The 14,667-nt window shown below is 53.8% G+C and carries 16 protein-coding genes; 14 read left to right on the forward strand and 2 right to left on the reverse strand.

Translation table 11 applies throughout. The features are described from left to right. Positions 1-41: 41 nt before the first annotated feature. The 4 genes from ACREYP_RS16530 to lnt all read left to right on the forward strand — a co-directional run bounded on the left by ACREYP_RS16530 (position 42) and on the right by lnt (position 4,094). Entirely contained in the window at positions 42-1,103 is a 1,062-nt protein-coding gene (locus ACREYP_RS16530) for a PhoH family protein (RefSeq protein WP_008456082.1), read from the forward strand. After that, positions 1,100-1,567, forward strand: coding sequence for an rRNA maturation RNase YbeY (gene ybeY, locus ACREYP_RS16535; protein ID WP_008456081.1), 468 nt, complete (start codon positions 1,100-1,102; stop codon positions 1,565-1,567). The genes ACREYP_RS16530 and ybeY overlap by 4 nt, the downstream gene beginning before the upstream one ends. Positions 1,568-1,666: 99 nt before the next feature. Beyond that, entirely contained in the window at positions 1,667-2,545 is an 879-nt protein-coding gene (gene corC / locus ACREYP_RS16540) for a CNNM family magnesium/cobalt transport protein CorC (protein WP_008456079.1), read from the forward strand. A gap of 7 nt (positions 2,546-2,552) precedes the next feature. Continuing rightward, positions 2,553-4,094, forward strand: a complete 1,542-nt coding sequence (lnt, locus tag ACREYP_RS16545) for an apolipoprotein N-acyltransferase (RefSeq protein ID WP_336818599.1) — start codon at positions 2,553-2,555, stop codon at positions 4,092-4,094. Between the two features lie 86 nt (positions 4,095-4,180). Here lnt and ACREYP_RS16550 read toward each other — a convergent pair whose 3' ends face one another. Further along, positions 4,181-4,432 (reverse strand): hypothetical protein, encoded by a 252-nt coding sequence (locus ACREYP_RS16550; RefSeq protein ID WP_166866189.1) that lies wholly within the window; start codon positions 4,430-4,432, stop codon positions 4,181-4,183. A gap of 46 nt (positions 4,433-4,478) precedes the next feature. Between ACREYP_RS16550 and ACREYP_RS16555 the strand changes: the two genes are divergently transcribed. From ACREYP_RS16555 to ACREYP_RS16570, 4 genes are all read left to right on the forward strand, one after another. Then, the gene (locus tag ACREYP_RS16555; RefSeq protein WP_008456075.1) at positions 4,479-5,384 is read left to right on the forward strand and encodes an amino acid ABC transporter substrate-binding protein; all 906 of its coding nucleotides are present in this window, start codon (positions 4,479-4,481) and stop codon (positions 5,382-5,384) included. Positions 5,385-5,583: 199 nt separating this feature from the next. Continuing rightward, positions 5,584-6,324 (forward strand): amino acid ABC transporter permease, encoded by a 741-nt coding sequence (locus ACREYP_RS16560; protein WP_008456073.1) that lies wholly within the window; start codon positions 5,584-5,586, stop codon positions 6,322-6,324. Next, on the forward strand, positions 6,324-6,998 hold the full coding sequence (gene gltK / locus ACREYP_RS16565; RefSeq protein WP_166994531.1) for a glutamate/aspartate ABC transporter permease GltK: 675 nt from the start codon (positions 6,324-6,326) through the stop codon (positions 6,996-6,998). Before ACREYP_RS16560 ends, gltK begins: the two co-directional genes overlap by 1 nt. Then, the gene (locus ACREYP_RS16570) at positions 6,998-7,723 is read left to right on the forward strand and encodes an amino acid ABC transporter ATP-binding protein (RefSeq protein ID WP_008456069.1); all 726 of its coding nucleotides are present in this window, start codon (positions 6,998-7,000) and stop codon (positions 7,721-7,723) included. Before gltK ends, ACREYP_RS16570 begins: the two co-directional genes overlap by 1 nt. A gap of 208 nt (positions 7,724-7,931) precedes the next feature. Here the strand turns inward: ACREYP_RS16570 and ACREYP_RS16575 are convergent, their stop codons facing one another. Beyond that, positions 7,932-8,414 carry a zinc ribbon-containing protein gene (locus ACREYP_RS16575; protein WP_008456066.1) on the reverse strand — a complete coding sequence of 161 codons (483 nt, stop codon included), beginning with the start codon at positions 8,412-8,414 and terminating at the stop codon, positions 7,932-7,934. A 264-nt stretch (positions 8,415-8,678) separates the two neighbouring features. On the opposite strand from ACREYP_RS16575, the gene leuS reads away from it, so the two are divergent. The 6 genes from leuS to rlmH all read left to right on the forward strand — a co-directional run bounded on the left by leuS (position 8,679) and on the right by rlmH (position 14,658). Then, on the forward strand, positions 8,679-11,261 hold the full coding sequence (gene leuS / locus ACREYP_RS16580; protein ID WP_336708414.1) for a leucine--tRNA ligase: 2,583 nt from the start codon (positions 8,679-8,681) through the stop codon (positions 11,259-11,261). A 14-nt stretch (positions 11,262-11,275) separates the two neighbouring features. Beyond that, positions 11,276-11,887, forward strand: a complete 612-nt coding sequence (lptE, locus tag ACREYP_RS16585; RefSeq protein WP_336818598.1) for an LPS assembly lipoprotein LptE — start codon at positions 11,276-11,278, stop codon at positions 11,885-11,887. Further along, on the forward strand, positions 11,884-12,915 hold the full coding sequence (gene holA, locus ACREYP_RS16590) for a DNA polymerase III subunit delta (RefSeq protein WP_008456061.1): 1,032 nt from the start codon (positions 11,884-11,886) through the stop codon (positions 12,913-12,915). Before lptE ends, holA begins: the two co-directional genes overlap by 4 nt. Next, positions 12,908-13,555 (forward strand): nicotinate-nucleotide adenylyltransferase, encoded by a 648-nt coding sequence (gene nadD, locus ACREYP_RS16595; protein ID WP_008456059.1) that lies wholly within the window; start codon positions 12,908-12,910, stop codon positions 13,553-13,555. Before holA ends, nadD begins: the two co-directional genes overlap by 8 nt. A 311-nt stretch (positions 13,556-13,866) precedes the next feature. Then, positions 13,867-14,184, forward strand: coding sequence for a ribosome silencing factor (gene rsfS, locus ACREYP_RS16600; RefSeq protein ID WP_008456058.1), 318 nt, complete (start codon positions 13,867-13,869; stop codon positions 14,182-14,184). 3 nt (positions 14,185-14,187) lie between these two features. After that, positions 14,188-14,658: a 23S rRNA (pseudouridine(1915)-N(3))-methyltransferase RlmH gene (gene rlmH / locus ACREYP_RS16605; RefSeq protein WP_008456055.1), complete on the forward strand. Its 471-nt coding sequence runs from the start codon at positions 14,188-14,190 to the stop codon at positions 14,656-14,658. The last annotated feature ends 9 nt before the right edge of the window (positions 14,659-14,667 follow it).

Raw genomic sequence — 14,667 nt, forward strand, 5'->3', positions numbered from 1 at the left:
CCGTTTACTCTAACTGGCCCCGAGTGACCAAGAGGATAAGTTTGAATATCGAAACACGTGAATTAACGCTGGAACCGGCGGATAACGCCCGTCTGCTTAGTCTGTGCGGCCCTTTTGATGACAACATCAAACAGCTGGAACGCCGACTGGGGATTGAAATCAACCGCCGTGACAATCACTTCAGGCTCACCGGTCGTGAGCTTTCCGTTAACGCCGCGGCGGATATTCTGCGACATCTGTACGTAGACACCGCGCCAATGCGCGGCCAAAGCCAGGATATCGACCCGGAACAAATTCATCTGGCTATTAAAGAAAGCCGGGTGCTGGAGCAAACGGCCGACAGCGTGCCGGATTACGGTAAAGCTATCCATATTAAAACTAAGCGTGGCGTCATTAAGCCGCGTACGCCTAATCAGGCGCAGTACATCGCGAATATTCTCGACCACGACATCACATTCGGCATAGGGCCGGCAGGGACAGGGAAAACCTATCTTGCCGTTGCCGCCGCGGTTGATGCGCTGGAGCGCCAGGAGATCCGCCGCATTCTGCTGACCCGCCCGGCGGTTGAAGCGGGCGAAAAACTGGGCTTCCTGCCCGGCGATTTAAGCCAGAAGGTTGACCCATACCTGCGCCCGCTGTACGACGCGCTGTTTGAAATGCTGGGCTTCGAGAAAGTCGAAAAGCTGATTGAGCGCAACGTTATCGAAGTGGCCCCGCTCGCCTACATGCGTGGCCGAACCCTGAACGATGCCTTTGTCATTCTCGATGAAAGTCAGAACACCACCACCGAACAGATGAAAATGTTCCTGACCCGTATAGGCTTCAACTCCAAGGCGGTGATTACCGGCGATGTGACGCAGATAGACCTGCCACGTAACCTCAAGTCCGGCTTACGTCATGCTATCGACGTCCTGTCCGAGGTGGATGAAATCAGCTTCAACTTCCTTAACAGCGAAGACGTGGTACGCCACCCGGTTGTGGCCCGCATTGTTAACGCCTATGAAGCCTGGGAAGCCGCCGATCAAAAACGCAAAGACGAGCTTGCCGCCGAGCGTAAACGCGAAGCCCTTGCCCTGCAGGCTACCGCTCAGGAGAGCAAATGAGTCAGGTTATTTTAGATTTACAGGTTGCCTGCGAAGCAGAAAGCGGCCTGCCGGATGAAGCACAAATTCAGCGCTGGCTGGATGCGGTTATTCCTCAGTTTCAGCCAGAGTCTGAGGTCACCGTTCGTCTGGTAGACGAAGCCGAAAGCCACGACCTGAACCTGACCTATCGCGGGAAAGATAAGTCCACCAACGTGCTTTCTTTTCCGTTTGAAGCCCCGCCAGGGATCGAGCTTCCGCTGCTGGGCGATCTGATCATCTGCCGTCAGGTGGTTGAGCAGGAAGCCAAAGAACAAGAGAAGCCGCTGGAGGCCCACTGGGCACATATGGTTGTACACGGCAGCCTGCATCTGCTCGGTTACGACCACATCGAAGACGATGAAGCCGAAGAGATGGAAGCGCTGGAAACAGAGATAATGCTTGCTCTTGGGTATGCCGATCCGTACATTGCCGAGAAAGAGTAGTCGGCTCAGGGCTTTCCCTTTGCCGCCGTCACGCGCAGGCAGTGCACCATCAGGCTGCCTGTTAGTTTTTGATTTATATGAGGCCTAAAACCTAACGCCATGAGCGACGACAATTCACAGAATAGTGACACGCCGGAAGCCAAAAAGGGATTCTTCTCCCTCATTCTCAACCAGCTGTTTCACGGTGAACCGAAAAACCGTGACGATCTGCTGACGCTTATTCGTGATTCTGAGCAAAACTCTCTGATAGACCAGGACACCCGCGACATGCTCGAAGGGGTGATGGATATCGCCGACCAGCGCGTCCGCGATATCATGATCCCGCGTTCGCAGATGGTGACGCTCAAACACAACCAGACGCTGGACGAGTGCCTCGATGTCATTATCGATTCCGCTCACTCCCGTTTCCCGGTGATAAGCGAAGACAAAGATCACATCGAAGGGATTCTGATGGCGAAAGATCTGCTGCCGTTCATGCGCAGCGACTCTGAGCCTTTCAGCATGGAAAAAGTGTTACGTCAGGTGGTTGTCGTGCCTGAAAGCAAACGGGTTGACCGCATGCTGAAAGAGTTTCGTCAGCAGCGCTATCATATGGCGATTGTCATTGATGAATTTGGCGGCGTTTCAGGTCTCGTGACGATCGAAGATATTCTCGAACTGATTGTCGGGGAAATCGAAGATGAGTACGACGACGAGGAAGACGGTGATTTCCGTCAGCTGAGCCGCCATACGTGGACGGTGCGCGCCCTCGCCTCTATTGAAGACTTCAACGAAACCTTCGACACGCACTTTAGCGATGAAGAAGTCGACACCATCGGTGGTCTGGTGATGCAAGCCTTTGGGCACCTGCCAGCCCGTGGCGAAACCATTGAAATAGATGGTTACCAGTTCAAAGTCGCCATGGCCGATAGCCGTCGTATTATTCAGGTTCATGTCAGAATTCCGGACGACTCGCCGCAACCTAAACTGGACGAATAACTCAGCTATGGCTATAGCTCAACTTCTTCAACGCCAGCGCGTTCGCCTGCTGCTGGCGCTTTTCTTTGGGGCCTGCGGAACGCTGGCTTTTTCCCCTTATGATTTCTGGCCTGCAGCTATTGTTTCTCTTGCTGGCTTGCAGGGCCTGACGCTTAACCGTCGCCCGGTACAAAGCGCCGCGATTGGCTTCTTCTGGGGGCTTGGGCTGTTCGGCAGCGGGGTCAACTGGGTCTATGTCAGCATCGCACAGTTTGGCGGCATGCCGGGCCCGGTGAACGTGTTCCTGGTGGTTCTGCTGGCCGCTTATTTGTCGCTCTACACAGGTTTGTTCGCCGGTATTCTCAGCAGGCTGTGGCCAAAAACAACGTGGTGGCGCGTAGCTATTGCCGCGCCGGTCGTCTGGCAAATTACCGAATTCCTGCGTGGCTGGGTACTGACCGGCTTCCCCTGGCTGCAGTTTGGCTACAGCCAGATCGATGGCCCACTAAAAGGCATCGCGCCGATTTTGGGCGTCGACACCATTACCTTCCTACTGATGATTATCAGTGGCCTTCTGGTGTACGCCCTGCAGGCACGGAAATGGGCTCCTGCGGTGGTTTCTGCGGCTTTACTGTTATTACCCTGGCCACTGCGCAACATTCAATGGTTCCAGCCTCTGCCAGAGCGTTCCGTTGACGTAGCGATGGTACAAGGCAACATTCCCCAGTCTCTGAAGTGGAATGAAAGCCAGCTGCTGGACACGCTGAAAATTTATCTGGATAAAACAGAGCCGGAGATGGGCAAAGCCAAGCTTATCATCTGGCCGGAATCGGCTATCTCCGATCTGGAAATTAATCAGCAGCAGTTCCTCGCCATGATGGATGACCTGCTGCGGGCAAAACACAGCTCATTAATTACCGGTATCGTCGATGCGCGTCTGAATAAGCAAAACAGGTACGATACCTACAACACCATTATCACGCTCGGTGAAGGTAGCCCTTACAGCTACACCAGCAGCAATCGCTACAACAAAAACCACCTTGTGCCATTCGGTGAGTTTGTGCCGCTTGAATCGATTCTGCGCCCACTGGCCCCGTTCTTCGATCTGCCCATGTCATCATTCAGCCGTGGGCCCTATGTTCAGCCGCAATTGCTCTCTAACGGCGTCAAGCTGACGGCGGCAATCTGCTACGAAATTATCCTGGGTGAACAAGTTCGGGACAATTTCCGGCCAGACACTGACTTCCTGCTAACTATCTCCAACGATGCCTGGTTCGGTAAATCCATCGGCCCATGGCAGCACCTGCAAATGGCGCGTATGCGCTCGCTGGAGCTGGGGCGGCCTTTGCTGCGCAGCACCAATAACGGCGTAACTGCGGTGGTCAACGCCGAAGGTGATATCACTAATATCATCCCGCAGTTCACTCGCGAAGTGCTGGAAGCGAAAGTCACACCGACCACTGGCTTAACGCCTTATGCACGCTTCGGCTTCTGGCCGCTGTGGATGGTGACCGCTTTATTCGGTTTCACCGCACTGGTGATAAGCCTGCGTAACCGCAGCAAAAAGTAGCACACCCTTCTCGCTCATAGAGGCCGGCAAATTTGCTGGCCTTTTTCATTTCTGGCACAAGCTTTGCTAGATATAAACAGTTGAAATCAAATAGCTGGCGCAAAGACGCCCTGTGGCCTGGCTGTATCGGGCAGTGAAAAATGCATGCACCAAAAAGCGACATCGCAAGCACCGTTATAGTGCACTGGCATATCTTTGCCTTTAAATGGTGCGGCGCGCTTCGCAAAAATAAACATCTTATTAGCAATTTCTTTACATTCAGCTAGGTTAGATGCTAACAAAAGGGCATTGCATGACGCTTTTAGCAGCATGAAAAAACAACAAAACACAACACTCACATCGGATACCGGTGCCTCCTCTGGCACTAAGATTAAGGAGTTGGATATGCAACTACGTAAACTGGCCACGGCAATGCTGGTGATGGGCATGAGCGCCACAATGGTTCATGCAGAAGACGCGACGCCTCAGCAGTCAACGCTGGATAAAATCAAAGCCAACGGCGTTATCGTGGTCGGCCACCGTGAATCATCTGTACCTTTCTCTTACTACGACAATCAGCAAAAAGTGGTTGGCTACTCTCAGGACTACTCTAATGCCATCGTAGAAGCGGTGAAAAAGCAGCTGAATAAGCCCGATCTGCAGGTAAAACTCATTCCTATCACCTCTCAGAACCGTATTCCGCTGCTGCAAAACGGCACTTTCGATTTTGAATGTGGTTCCACCACCAACAACGTAGAACGTCAAAAGCAAGCCGCATTCTCCGACACCATCTTCGTTGTCGGCACCCGTTTGCTGGTGAAAAAAGGCGGCCCAATTAAAGACTTCCCTGATCTGAAAGGGAAAACCGTTGTTGTGACCTCTGGCACCACTTCCGAAATCCTGCTCAACAAGCTGAACGACGAGCAGAAAATGGGCATGCGTATTATCAGCGCCAAAGACCACGGTGACTCCTTCCGTACCCTGGAAAGCGGCCGTGCCGTTGCCTTTATGATGGATGATGCCCTGCTGGCCGGTGAACGTGCGAAAGCTAAACAGCCGGATAACTGGGAGATCGTCGGCAAGCCACAGTCCCAGGAAGCCTACGGCTGTATGCTGCGTAAAAATGACCCAGAGTTTAAAAAGCTGATGGATACCACCATTGCGCAGGCACAAACCTCCGGTGAAGCCGCGAAATGGTTCGATAAATGGTTTAAACAGCCAATTCCACCGAAAAACCTCAACATGAACTTCGACCTTTCTGACGAAATGAAAGCGCTGTTCAAGGAACCAAACGACAAAGCTCTCAACTAATTAGAAACACAGGGGCTGGAAAAATCCGCCCTCCCGATTGACGAACTGAAGCCAGGACAGACTATGCGTTGGTGGGTCGTTCCCCCACCAGCGTGAAGGTGCCCAAAAATGCAGACAAAGATCTGCTTCAGGGCACCGGCTTCTCATCAATCTTCGAGGGTAGCCTGCGCTACCCTCTTTTTTTATCTCGGAGTAAGTTATGTCTATAGACTGGAACTGGGGAATCTTTTTACAGCCCGCCCCGTTCGGCAACACAACCTATCTGGGCTGGATTTGGAATGGCTTCCAGGTCACCGTCGCCCTGTCAATAACCGCATGGATCATTGCTTTTCTGGTGGGGTCTCTGTTTGGTATTTTGCGTACGGTCCCTAACAAATTCCTGTCCGGGCTAGGTACGCTCTACGTTGAACTCTTTCGCAACGTTCCCCTGATCGTCCAATTCTTTACCTGGTATCTGGTGGTGCCTGAACTGCTGCCGGAAAACATTGGCATGTGGTTTAAGTCCGAGCTGGATCCCAACATTCAGTTCTTCCTCTCGTCAATGATTTGCCTCGGGCTGTTTACCGCCGCTCGCGTTTGTGAACAGGTACGAGCCGCCATTCAATCCCTGCCTCGCGGCCAGAAGAACGCGGCTCTGGCAATGGGACTGACGCTGCCTCAGGCCTATCGCTACGTGCTGTTGCCTAATGCCTATCGCGTTATTGTGCCGCCGATGACCTCCGAAATGATGAACCTGGTGAAGAACTCGGCCATCGCTTCAACCATTGGTCTGGTGGATATGGCGGCGCAGGCTGGCAAGCTGCTGGATTACTCGGCACACGCCTATGAATCCTTTACGGCGATTACCCTTGCCTATGTACTGATCAACGCCGTCATCATGGGCGTGATGTATGTGGTAGAACGTAAAATTCGCCTGCCTGGCAATATGGGGGGCAAATAATGCTCAATCTTGACTGGAGTTCTATTCTTCCTGCCCTGCCTTACTTAATGCAGGGGCTGGTCATTACGCTCAAAATCACCGTTACCGCCGTGGTGATCGGTATTGTCTGGGGCACGCTGCTGGCCGTCATGCGCCTGTCGAGCTTCAAGCCGATCGCGTGGTTTGCTACCGCTTACGTGAACGTTTTCCGCTCCGTGCCGCTGGTGATGGTACTGCTGTGGTTCTATCTGGTGGTGCCTGGCTTCCTGCAGTCGGTGCTTGGCCTGTCGCCAAAAACCGATATCCGCCTGATTTCCGCGATGGTCGCCTTCTCCATGTTTGAAGCCGCCTACTATTCGGAAATCATTCGCGCCGGTATTCAGAGTATTTCCAGAGGGCAGTCAAATGCCGCCCTGGCGCTGGGCATGACCCACTGGCAGTCGATGAAACTCATCATCCTGCCGCAGGCCTTCCGCGCGATGGTGCCGCTGCTGTTAACCCAGGGCATCGTTTTGTTCCAGGATACCTCGCTGGTGTACGTTTTAAGCCTGGCAGACTTCTTCCGCACCGCCTCCACCATTGGCGAGCGTGACGGTACACAGGTCGAGATGATCCTGTTTGCCGGCCTGGTCTATTTTGTGATTAGCCTCAGTGCATCGCTGTTGGTCAGCTACTTGAAGAAAAGGACTGTGTAATGATTACCCTGAAAAATGTTTCTAAATGGTATGGTCACTTTCAGGTGCTGACCGAGTGCTCCACCGAAGTGAAGAAAGGCGAAGTAGTCGTCGTGTGCGGGCCTTCTGGTTCAGGCAAATCCACGCTGATTAAAACCGTCAACGGCCTTGAGCCCGTACAGAAAGGCGAAATCCTGGTGAACGGCACCCAGGTGAACGACAAGAAAACCAATCTGGCGCAGCTCCGCTCCCACGTTGGCATGGTGTTCCAGCACTTCGAGCTGTTCCCTCACCTGTCGATTATCGAAAACCTGACGCTTGCCCAGGTCAAAGTGCTGAAACGTGATAAAGCCGCTTCCCGCGCCAAAGGGTTAAAATTACTTGAGCGCGTAGGGCTGGCCGCACACGCCGATAAATATCCGGCGCAGCTTTCCGGCGGCCAGCAGCAGCGTGTGGCGATTGCCCGCGCCCTGTGCATGGATCCGATCGCAATGCTGTTTGACGAACCAACCTCAGCGCTCGATCCGGAAATGATCAACGAAGTACTGGACGTTATGGTTGAGCTGGCCAATGAGGGCATGACCATGATGGTGGTGACCCACGAAATGGGCTTTGCCCGCAAAGTGGCAAACCGCGTGATCTTTATGGATGAAGGGAAAATTGTCGAAGACTCAAACAAAGACGACTTCTTCAATAATCCTCAGTCTGAACGTGCCAAAGACTTCCTGGCGAAAATCCTGCACTAAACGTAACACGCCACAGTAAAAAGCCTTCCCTGCGGAAGGCTTTAATGTTGATGACAAAGAGGAAAAAAGCGTGGTTTTTCCCTCTTTGTGGTTATCAGCCGAAAATCAATGAATTGATTTTCCAGTTGTTTAACGAGCCGCCGGCTGTTTTTTCTCTCGCCAGAGGTTTGCCATTCGTCTGAAAGCCTTCCTTACGGAAGGCTTTTTTTTAAGGCTCAAACGGCCGACGATGAAACTGATTATGGCCGCATTTCGGGCAAACCGGCAGCACATCAGGCGTGTAAATCGCAATGTGATGATGACAGTTTTCACACACCAGATTGCCTAACCCAACAACTTCCCCGCTGTGATACACCCCGTGATGGCTGAGATCTTTAAACACTTCCCGCCACTCAAGCTGCGTTTTGTCGGTAATGTCCGCCAGCTCCTGCCATAAACTCTCTTTAATCACCCGCATAAAAACGCTGTCGGTGAACTCTTCCTGACTTTCCCCGTAGCTACGAGCAAACTCTTCAAGGTCACGGCGCACCGCACGCGTTACCTCTTCTATCTCCGTTCGGGTCAGCTCGCCTGTATCATTCATCTGCTTACGGGCGCTGGCAACCAGCGCATCAATATCGCGCTCACCCTTGCGTAGCCGTTCACTTAGCGATTCGACCAGTTCCCGATAAAATTGAGCAACCTTGTTCATCGTTAGCCTGCCTCCTTGAAGGATTCCCGCGTTTGCGGCGTGGTAACTGACTCTAATAGTAGACGTTAATCCGGCAACGCTTTGTTAGATTAGCCACACCCTGGGTAAAAAACTGCAAGCGTTACGGAACGGTGAAATGGTTACTGAGGGCGTTGAAAGGCTGTTTTGCCGCTGTCGAATCGGCTATGCTATGGCGATCTAAACTCGAATTCATTAAAGGCTACGTTTCGTAGCCGTCTTTCATACACAGGACTACTGGCTGCCATGCAAGAGCAATACCGCCCGGAAGAGATAGAATCCAATGTCCAGCAACACTGGCAAGAGAACCGTACTTTTGAAGTGACCGAAGACGAAGGCAAAGAGAAATACTACTGCCTCTCCATGTTGCCCTATCCTTCCGGCCGACTACATATGGGCCATGTCCGTAACTACACCATCGGCGACGTTATCGCACGCTACCAGCGTATGCTGGGTAAAAACGTCCTGCAGCCGATCGGCTGGGATGCCTTCGGCCTGCCGGCTGAAGGCGCCGCGGTAAAAAACAACACCGCGCCAGCCCCGTGGACCTACGACAACATCAATTACATGAAGAACCAGCTGAAAACGCTGGGCTTCGGTTACGACTGGAGCCGTGAACTGGCTACCTGTACGCCTGAATACTATCGCTGGGAACAACAGTTCTTCACTCAGCTGTACAACAAAGGTCTGGTTTACAAAAAAACCTCCGCGGTTAACTGGTGCCCGAACGATCAGACCGTGCTGGCGAATGAGCAGGTTATCGACGGCTGCTGCTGGCGCTGCGACACCAAAGTTGAGCGCAAAGAGATCCCGCAGTGGTTCATCAAAATCACCGCCTACGCCGACGAACTGCTGAACGACCTGGATACGCTGGATCACTGGCCGGATCAGGTTAAAACCATGCAGCGCAACTGGATTGGCCGTTCCGAAGGCGTGGAAATCACCTTCGACGTACAAAACAGCGCCGAGAAGCTGACCGTTTACACAACTCGCCCTGATACCTTTATGGGTGTGACTTATCTGGCCGTTGCCGCCGGTCACCCTCTGGCGCAGCAGGCTGCAGTCAATAACCCTACCCTTACCGAATTCATTGAAGAATGCCGTAACACCAAAGTAGCCGAAGCCGACATGGCGACCATGGAGAAGAAAGGCGTCGCCACCGGCATTAACGCCATTCATCCGCTGACCGGCGAAAGCGTTCCGGTTTGGGTGGCCAACTTCGTGCTGATGGAATATGGCACAGGTGCCGTGATGGCCGTTCCAGGCCACGATCAGCGTGACTGGGAATTCGCCACAAAATACAGCCTGCCAATCAAGCCGGTAATTCTGAATGCCGACGGCAGCGAGCCGGATCTTTCCGCCTCCGCAATGACCGAAAAAGGCGCGCTGTTTAACTCTGGCGAGTTCGACGGTCTGGACTTCCAGCAGGCGTTTAACGCCATTGCCGATAAGCTGGCCGCTAAAGGCGTGGGCGAGCGTAAAGTGAACTTCCGTCTGCGCGACTGGGGCGTTTCCCGTCAGCGTTACTGGGGCGCCCCCATCCCAATGGTCACCCTGGAAGACGGCACAGTGATGCCAACCCCGGAAGATCAGCTGCCGGTTATTCTGCCGGAAGATGTGGTCATGGACGGTATCACCAGCCCGATTAAAGCCGATCCTGAGTGGGCGAAAACCACCGTCAACGGCATGCCTGCGCTGCGTGAAACCGACACCTTCGACACCTTTATGGAGTCCTCCTGGTACTACGCGCGCTACACCTGCCCTCAGTACGACAAAGGCATGCTGGATTCCAAAGCTGCTAACTACTGGCTGCCGGTGGATATCTACATCGGCGGGATTGAACACGCCATCATGCACCTGCTTTACTTCCGCTTCTTCCACAAGCTGATGCGCGATGCGGGCATGGTGACGTCCAATGAACCAGCCAAACAGCTGCTTTGCCAGGGCATGGTGCTGGCGGACGCCTTCTATTACACCGGCGTTAACGGCGAGCGTAACTGGGTTTCCCCGGTCGACGCTATCGTTGAGCGCGATGATAAAGGCCGCATTGTCAAAGCCCGTGACGCAGAAGGCCGTGAACTGGTCTATGCTGGCATGAGCAAAATGTCGAAGTCGAAAAACAACGGCATCGACCCACAGGTCATGGTTGAACGCTACGGCGCGGATACCGTGCGTCTGTTTATGATGTTTGCTTCACCTGCAGACATGACGCTTGAGTGGCAAGAATCCGGCGTTGAAGGCGCCAACCGCTTCCTGAAACGCGTCTGGAAACTGGTCTACGAACACACCAACCGTGGTGCTGCGCCAGCGCTGGACATTGCTGCCCTGGGCGAAGATCAAAAAGCCCTGCGTCGCGATGTGCATAAAACCATTGCTAAAGTGACCGACGATATCGGCCGCCGTCAGACCTTCAACACCGCCATCGCTGCCATCATGGAGCTGATGAACAAACTGGCAAAAGCACCGCAGGACGGCGAACAGGATCGTGCGTTGCTGAACGAAGCGCTGCTGGCCGTTGTACGTATGCTGTATCCGTTCACCCCGCACGTTTGTTTCGATATGTGGCAGTCTCTGGGCGGTGAAGGTGATGTGGATAACGCGCCGTGGCCGCAGGCTGACGAAAAGGCAATGGTCGAAGACTCTCGCCTGGTGGTCGTTCAGGTTAACGGTAAAGTACGCGGTAAAGTCACCGTACCTGCCGATGCCACTGAAGAACAAGTGCGCGAGCGCGCCGGTCAGGAACATCTGGTCGCGAAATATCTTGAGGGTGTAACCGTACGTAAAGTGATTTACGTTCCGGGTAAACTGCTCAACCTGGTTGTGGGCTAAGCGCAGGAGGAAGCGTGCGACATCCCTTTATCACCCTGTTAGTAACCCTGGCGGTGCTGGTCACCGCTGGATGTGGTTTTCACCTGCGTGGCAACACGCAGGTCCCCTCAGAGATGAAGACGCTGATCCTCAACTCTGGCGATCCTAACGGTCCGCTAACGCGTGAAATTCGTAAACAGTTGCGCTTAAACGGCGTCACGATTGTTGACGATACCGGCACTGGCGTGCGTAAGGATATTCCGTCCCTGCGCGTGGGCGCCTACGGTCTTAGCCAGGACACCGCTTCAGTATTCCAGAACGGCCAGACCGCGGAATACCAGATGGTGATGGTTGTTAATGCTCAGGTCCTGATCCCAGGGCACGACATTTATCCGATCAGCGCGAAGACCTACCGTTCGTTCTTTGATAACCCACTGACTGCCCTGGCAAAAGACGCCGAGCAGGATTTGATTATCAAAGAGATGTACACCAACGTTGCCCAACAGCTGATCCGTAAACTGATGGCAGTACACGCGGCCGATCTTGCAGCAACGAAAGACGAAGTAAAGCCCGTTAGCGCAGAGAAACCAGCCGTACCTGCAGGCCGGGTGTCCACCACTCTGCCGTCAACCTCTGGTAGCAAATGATCCGAGTGTATCCGGAACAACTCCACGCGCAGCTCAATGAAGGGCTGCGCGCGGCGTATCTGCTGTTAGGTAACGATCCTCTCTTATTACAGGAAAGCCAGGATGCGGTGCGCAAACACGCCCAGCAAAACGGCTTTGAAGAACATCACGCCGTTCAGATAGATGCCTCCACTGACTGGCAGGCTCTGTTTGCTATTTGCCAGGCGCTCAGTCTGTTTGCCAGCCGCCAGACGCTGCTCTTATTGCTGCCGGAAAACGGCCCAAATGCCGCCATTAACGCTCAGCTAGAAACGCTGGTGAGCCTGCTTCACGACGATATTCTGTTACTGGTTCGCGGCAACAAACTGACCAAAGCGCAGGAAAATGCCGCCTGGTTTACCCAACTGGCAAACCGCTCCGTGCTGGTGACCTGCCAGACGCCAGAACAGGCCAATCTGCCCCGCTGGGTATCTCAGCGCGCAAAACAGATGAATCTGACGCTGGACGAGGCTGCTAATCAGCTGCTCTGCTACTGCTATGAGGGCAATTTGCTGGCGCTTTCTCAGGCATTAGAGAGGCTGTCGCTCATCTGGACAGACGGTAAATTGACGCTACCGCGCGTTGAGCAAGCCGTAAACGATGCCGCCCATTTCACGCCTTTTCACTGGGTAGATGCGCTGCTTGCCGGAAAGAGCAAACGAGCACTGCATATATTGCAGCAGCTTCGTCTGGAAGCCAGCGAGCCGGTCATTCTGCTGCGAACCCTGCAGCGGGAACTGCTGCAACTGGTCAATCTCAAACGTCAGTCGGCAACGACGCCCTTACGGACGCTGTTCGATCAGCAACGCGTGTGGCAAAACCGCCGCCAGTTGGTTACTGAAGCGCTCAATCGCGTTTCTTCGGAACAGCTTTATCAGGCCGTTCGTTTACTGACGCGTATCGAACTGACGCTGAAGCAGGACTACGGGCAGTCAGTCTGGGACGAACTCGAAGGCCTTTCTCTGCTGATCTGCCATAAAGCCTTACCGGAAATCTTTATTGATGCCTGATTCATCTCTTCTGGCGCTGTATGGCGGCACCTTTGATCCTATCCACTACGGTCATCTGAAATCCGTTGAAGCCCTTGCCAGGTTGGTGAAGCTGAAAAGCGTCACCATCATGCCCAATAATGTGCCGCCGCATCGCCCACAGCCGGAAGCGAGCAGCGCGCAGCGCAAAGAGATGATTGAGCTAGCAATAGCAGGCAACCCGCTTTTCACGCTGGATGACCGGGAGCTTAGCCGGTCGACACCGTCATGGACCGTGGAAACGCTGGAGCAGATTCGCGCCGAGCTGGGGCCAAAACAGCCGCTGGCCTTTATTATTGGCCAGGACTCATTGCTCAGCCTGCACCGCTGGCACCGCTGGGAAACGCTGCTCACGCTGTGCCACCTGTTGGTCACCCAGCGGCCCGGCTATCCGCTAACCATGGAAACGCCCGAACAGCAAACGTGGCTCGCGCAAAACGTCACTGATTCAGTCGTAACGCTGCACCAGCAGCCCGCCGGGAAAGTCTTTCTAGCCCCAACCCCGCTCTACGATATCTCCGCAACCACCATTCGCCATCGGCTTGAGAGCAATCAGCCCTGCGACGATCTGCTCCCGCCTGATGTACTGGCTTTTATTCTCCAGCACGGGCTTTATCGCTAAGCGTTGGGCTCGTCTAAATTACGGGAGGAGAACAGTGAAGCGCACTGGATTACGCTATTATGATTCACCGGGAAAGCCAGCCATTGACACCACTTCTCAGGCTGTTATGCTCCGCTGCCATAATTTCCTGCCCGTAATCCGGCTTTTCTGAAATAGTTTTACAAAAATGGCAATGCAAACTCCGGCGCGCAATGGGATGATAGCCCGCGATTCACGCTGGTCGGCCAATTTTTCAGCCAAAGCCGCCTGCCCTGCTGGTCCAGGGTTATTACGGGCTAAACCAAACACTCTCATTCTCTCAGGGGGAACACTTGCAGGGTAAAGCACTTCAGGATTTCATTGTCGATAAAATCGACGACCTCAAAGCCCAGGACATCATCGCAATTGATGTTAAAGGCAAATCCAGCATCACCGATTGCATGGTTATCTGCACCGGGACATCCAACCGCCACGTCATGTCAATTGCTGAACACGTTGTGCAGTCCTCCCGCGAAGTTGGCCTGTCGCCGATGGGCGTGAAAGGCATCAACGCTTCCGACTGGGTTGTTGTCGATCTTGGCGAAATTATCGTTCACGTCATGCAGGAAGAGAGCCGTCAGCTGTACGAACTGGAAAAACTCTGGAGCTAACGGGTGAAGCTGCAACTGGTGGCCGTTGGAACCAAAATGCCTGACTGGGTGCAGACAGGCTTTACCGAGTACCTGCGTCGCTTCCCGAAAGATATGCCTTTTGAGCTGGTAGAAATTCCGGCTGGAAAACGCGGCAAAAATGCCGATATCAAACGTATCCTCGAAAAAGAGGGTGAAATGATGCTGGCCGCCGCGGGCAAAGGTAATCGAATCGTGACGCTGGATATTCCCGGTCAACCGTGGGATACCCCCCAGCTTGCCACGCAGCTCGAGCGCTGGAAGCAGGATGGCCGCGATGTCAGCCTGTTAATCGGTGGCCCCGAAGGATTAGCACCAGCCTGTAAGGCCGCTGCCGAGCAAAGCTGGTCGCTCTCCACGCTAACCATGCCTCATCCGCTGGTCAGAGTGCTGGTGGCGGAAAGTCTCTATCGGGCGTGGAGCATTACCACCAACCACCCTTACCATCGTGAGTAAACCTGAGCG

The sequence above is a fragment of the Enterobacter sp. TMH.L2 genome (assembly GCF_050847315.1).
Lineage (GTDB): Bacteria > Pseudomonadota > Gammaproteobacteria > Enterobacterales > Enterobacteriaceae > Cedecea.

Excerpts from the sequence above, each read along its gene's own strand:
- gltK (WP_166994531.1), top strand. The coding sequence starts at position 6,324 with ATGCTCAATCTTGACTGGAGTTCTATTCTTCCTGCCCTGCCTTACTTA.
- holA (WP_008456061.1), top strand. The coding sequence starts at position 11,884 with ATGATCCGAGTGTATCCGGAACAACTCCACGCGCAGCTCAATGAAGGG.
- nadD (WP_008456059.1), top strand. The coding sequence starts at position 12,908 with ATGCCTGATTCATCTCTTCTGGCGCTGTATGGCGGCACCTTTGATCCT.
- ACREYP_RS16560 (WP_008456073.1), top strand. The coding sequence starts at position 5,584 with ATGTCTATAGACTGGAACTGGGGAATCTTTTTACAGCCCGCCCCGTTC.
- ybeY (WP_008456081.1), top strand. The coding sequence starts at position 1,100 with ATGAGTCAGGTTATTTTAGATTTACAGGTTGCCTGCGAAGCAGAAAGC.
- ACREYP_RS16570 (WP_008456069.1), top strand. The coding sequence starts at position 6,998 with ATGATTACCCTGAAAAATGTTTCTAAATGGTATGGTCACTTTCAGGTG.
- leuS (WP_336708414.1), top strand. The coding sequence starts at position 8,679 with ATGCAAGAGCAATACCGCCCGGAAGAGATAGAATCCAATGTCCAGCAA.
- lnt (WP_336818599.1), top strand. The coding sequence starts at position 2,553 with ATGGCTATAGCTCAACTTCTTCAACGCCAGCGCGTTCGCCTGCTGCTG.
- corC (WP_008456079.1), top strand. The coding sequence starts at position 1,667 with ATGAGCGACGACAATTCACAGAATAGTGACACGCCGGAAGCCAAAAAG.
- ACREYP_RS16575 (WP_008456066.1), bottom strand. The coding sequence starts at position 8,414 with ATGAACAAGGTTGCTCAATTTTATCGGGAACTGGTCGAATCGCTAAGT.
- ACREYP_RS16555 (WP_008456075.1), top strand. The coding sequence starts at position 4,479 with ATGCAACTACGTAAACTGGCCACGGCAATGCTGGTGATGGGCATGAGC.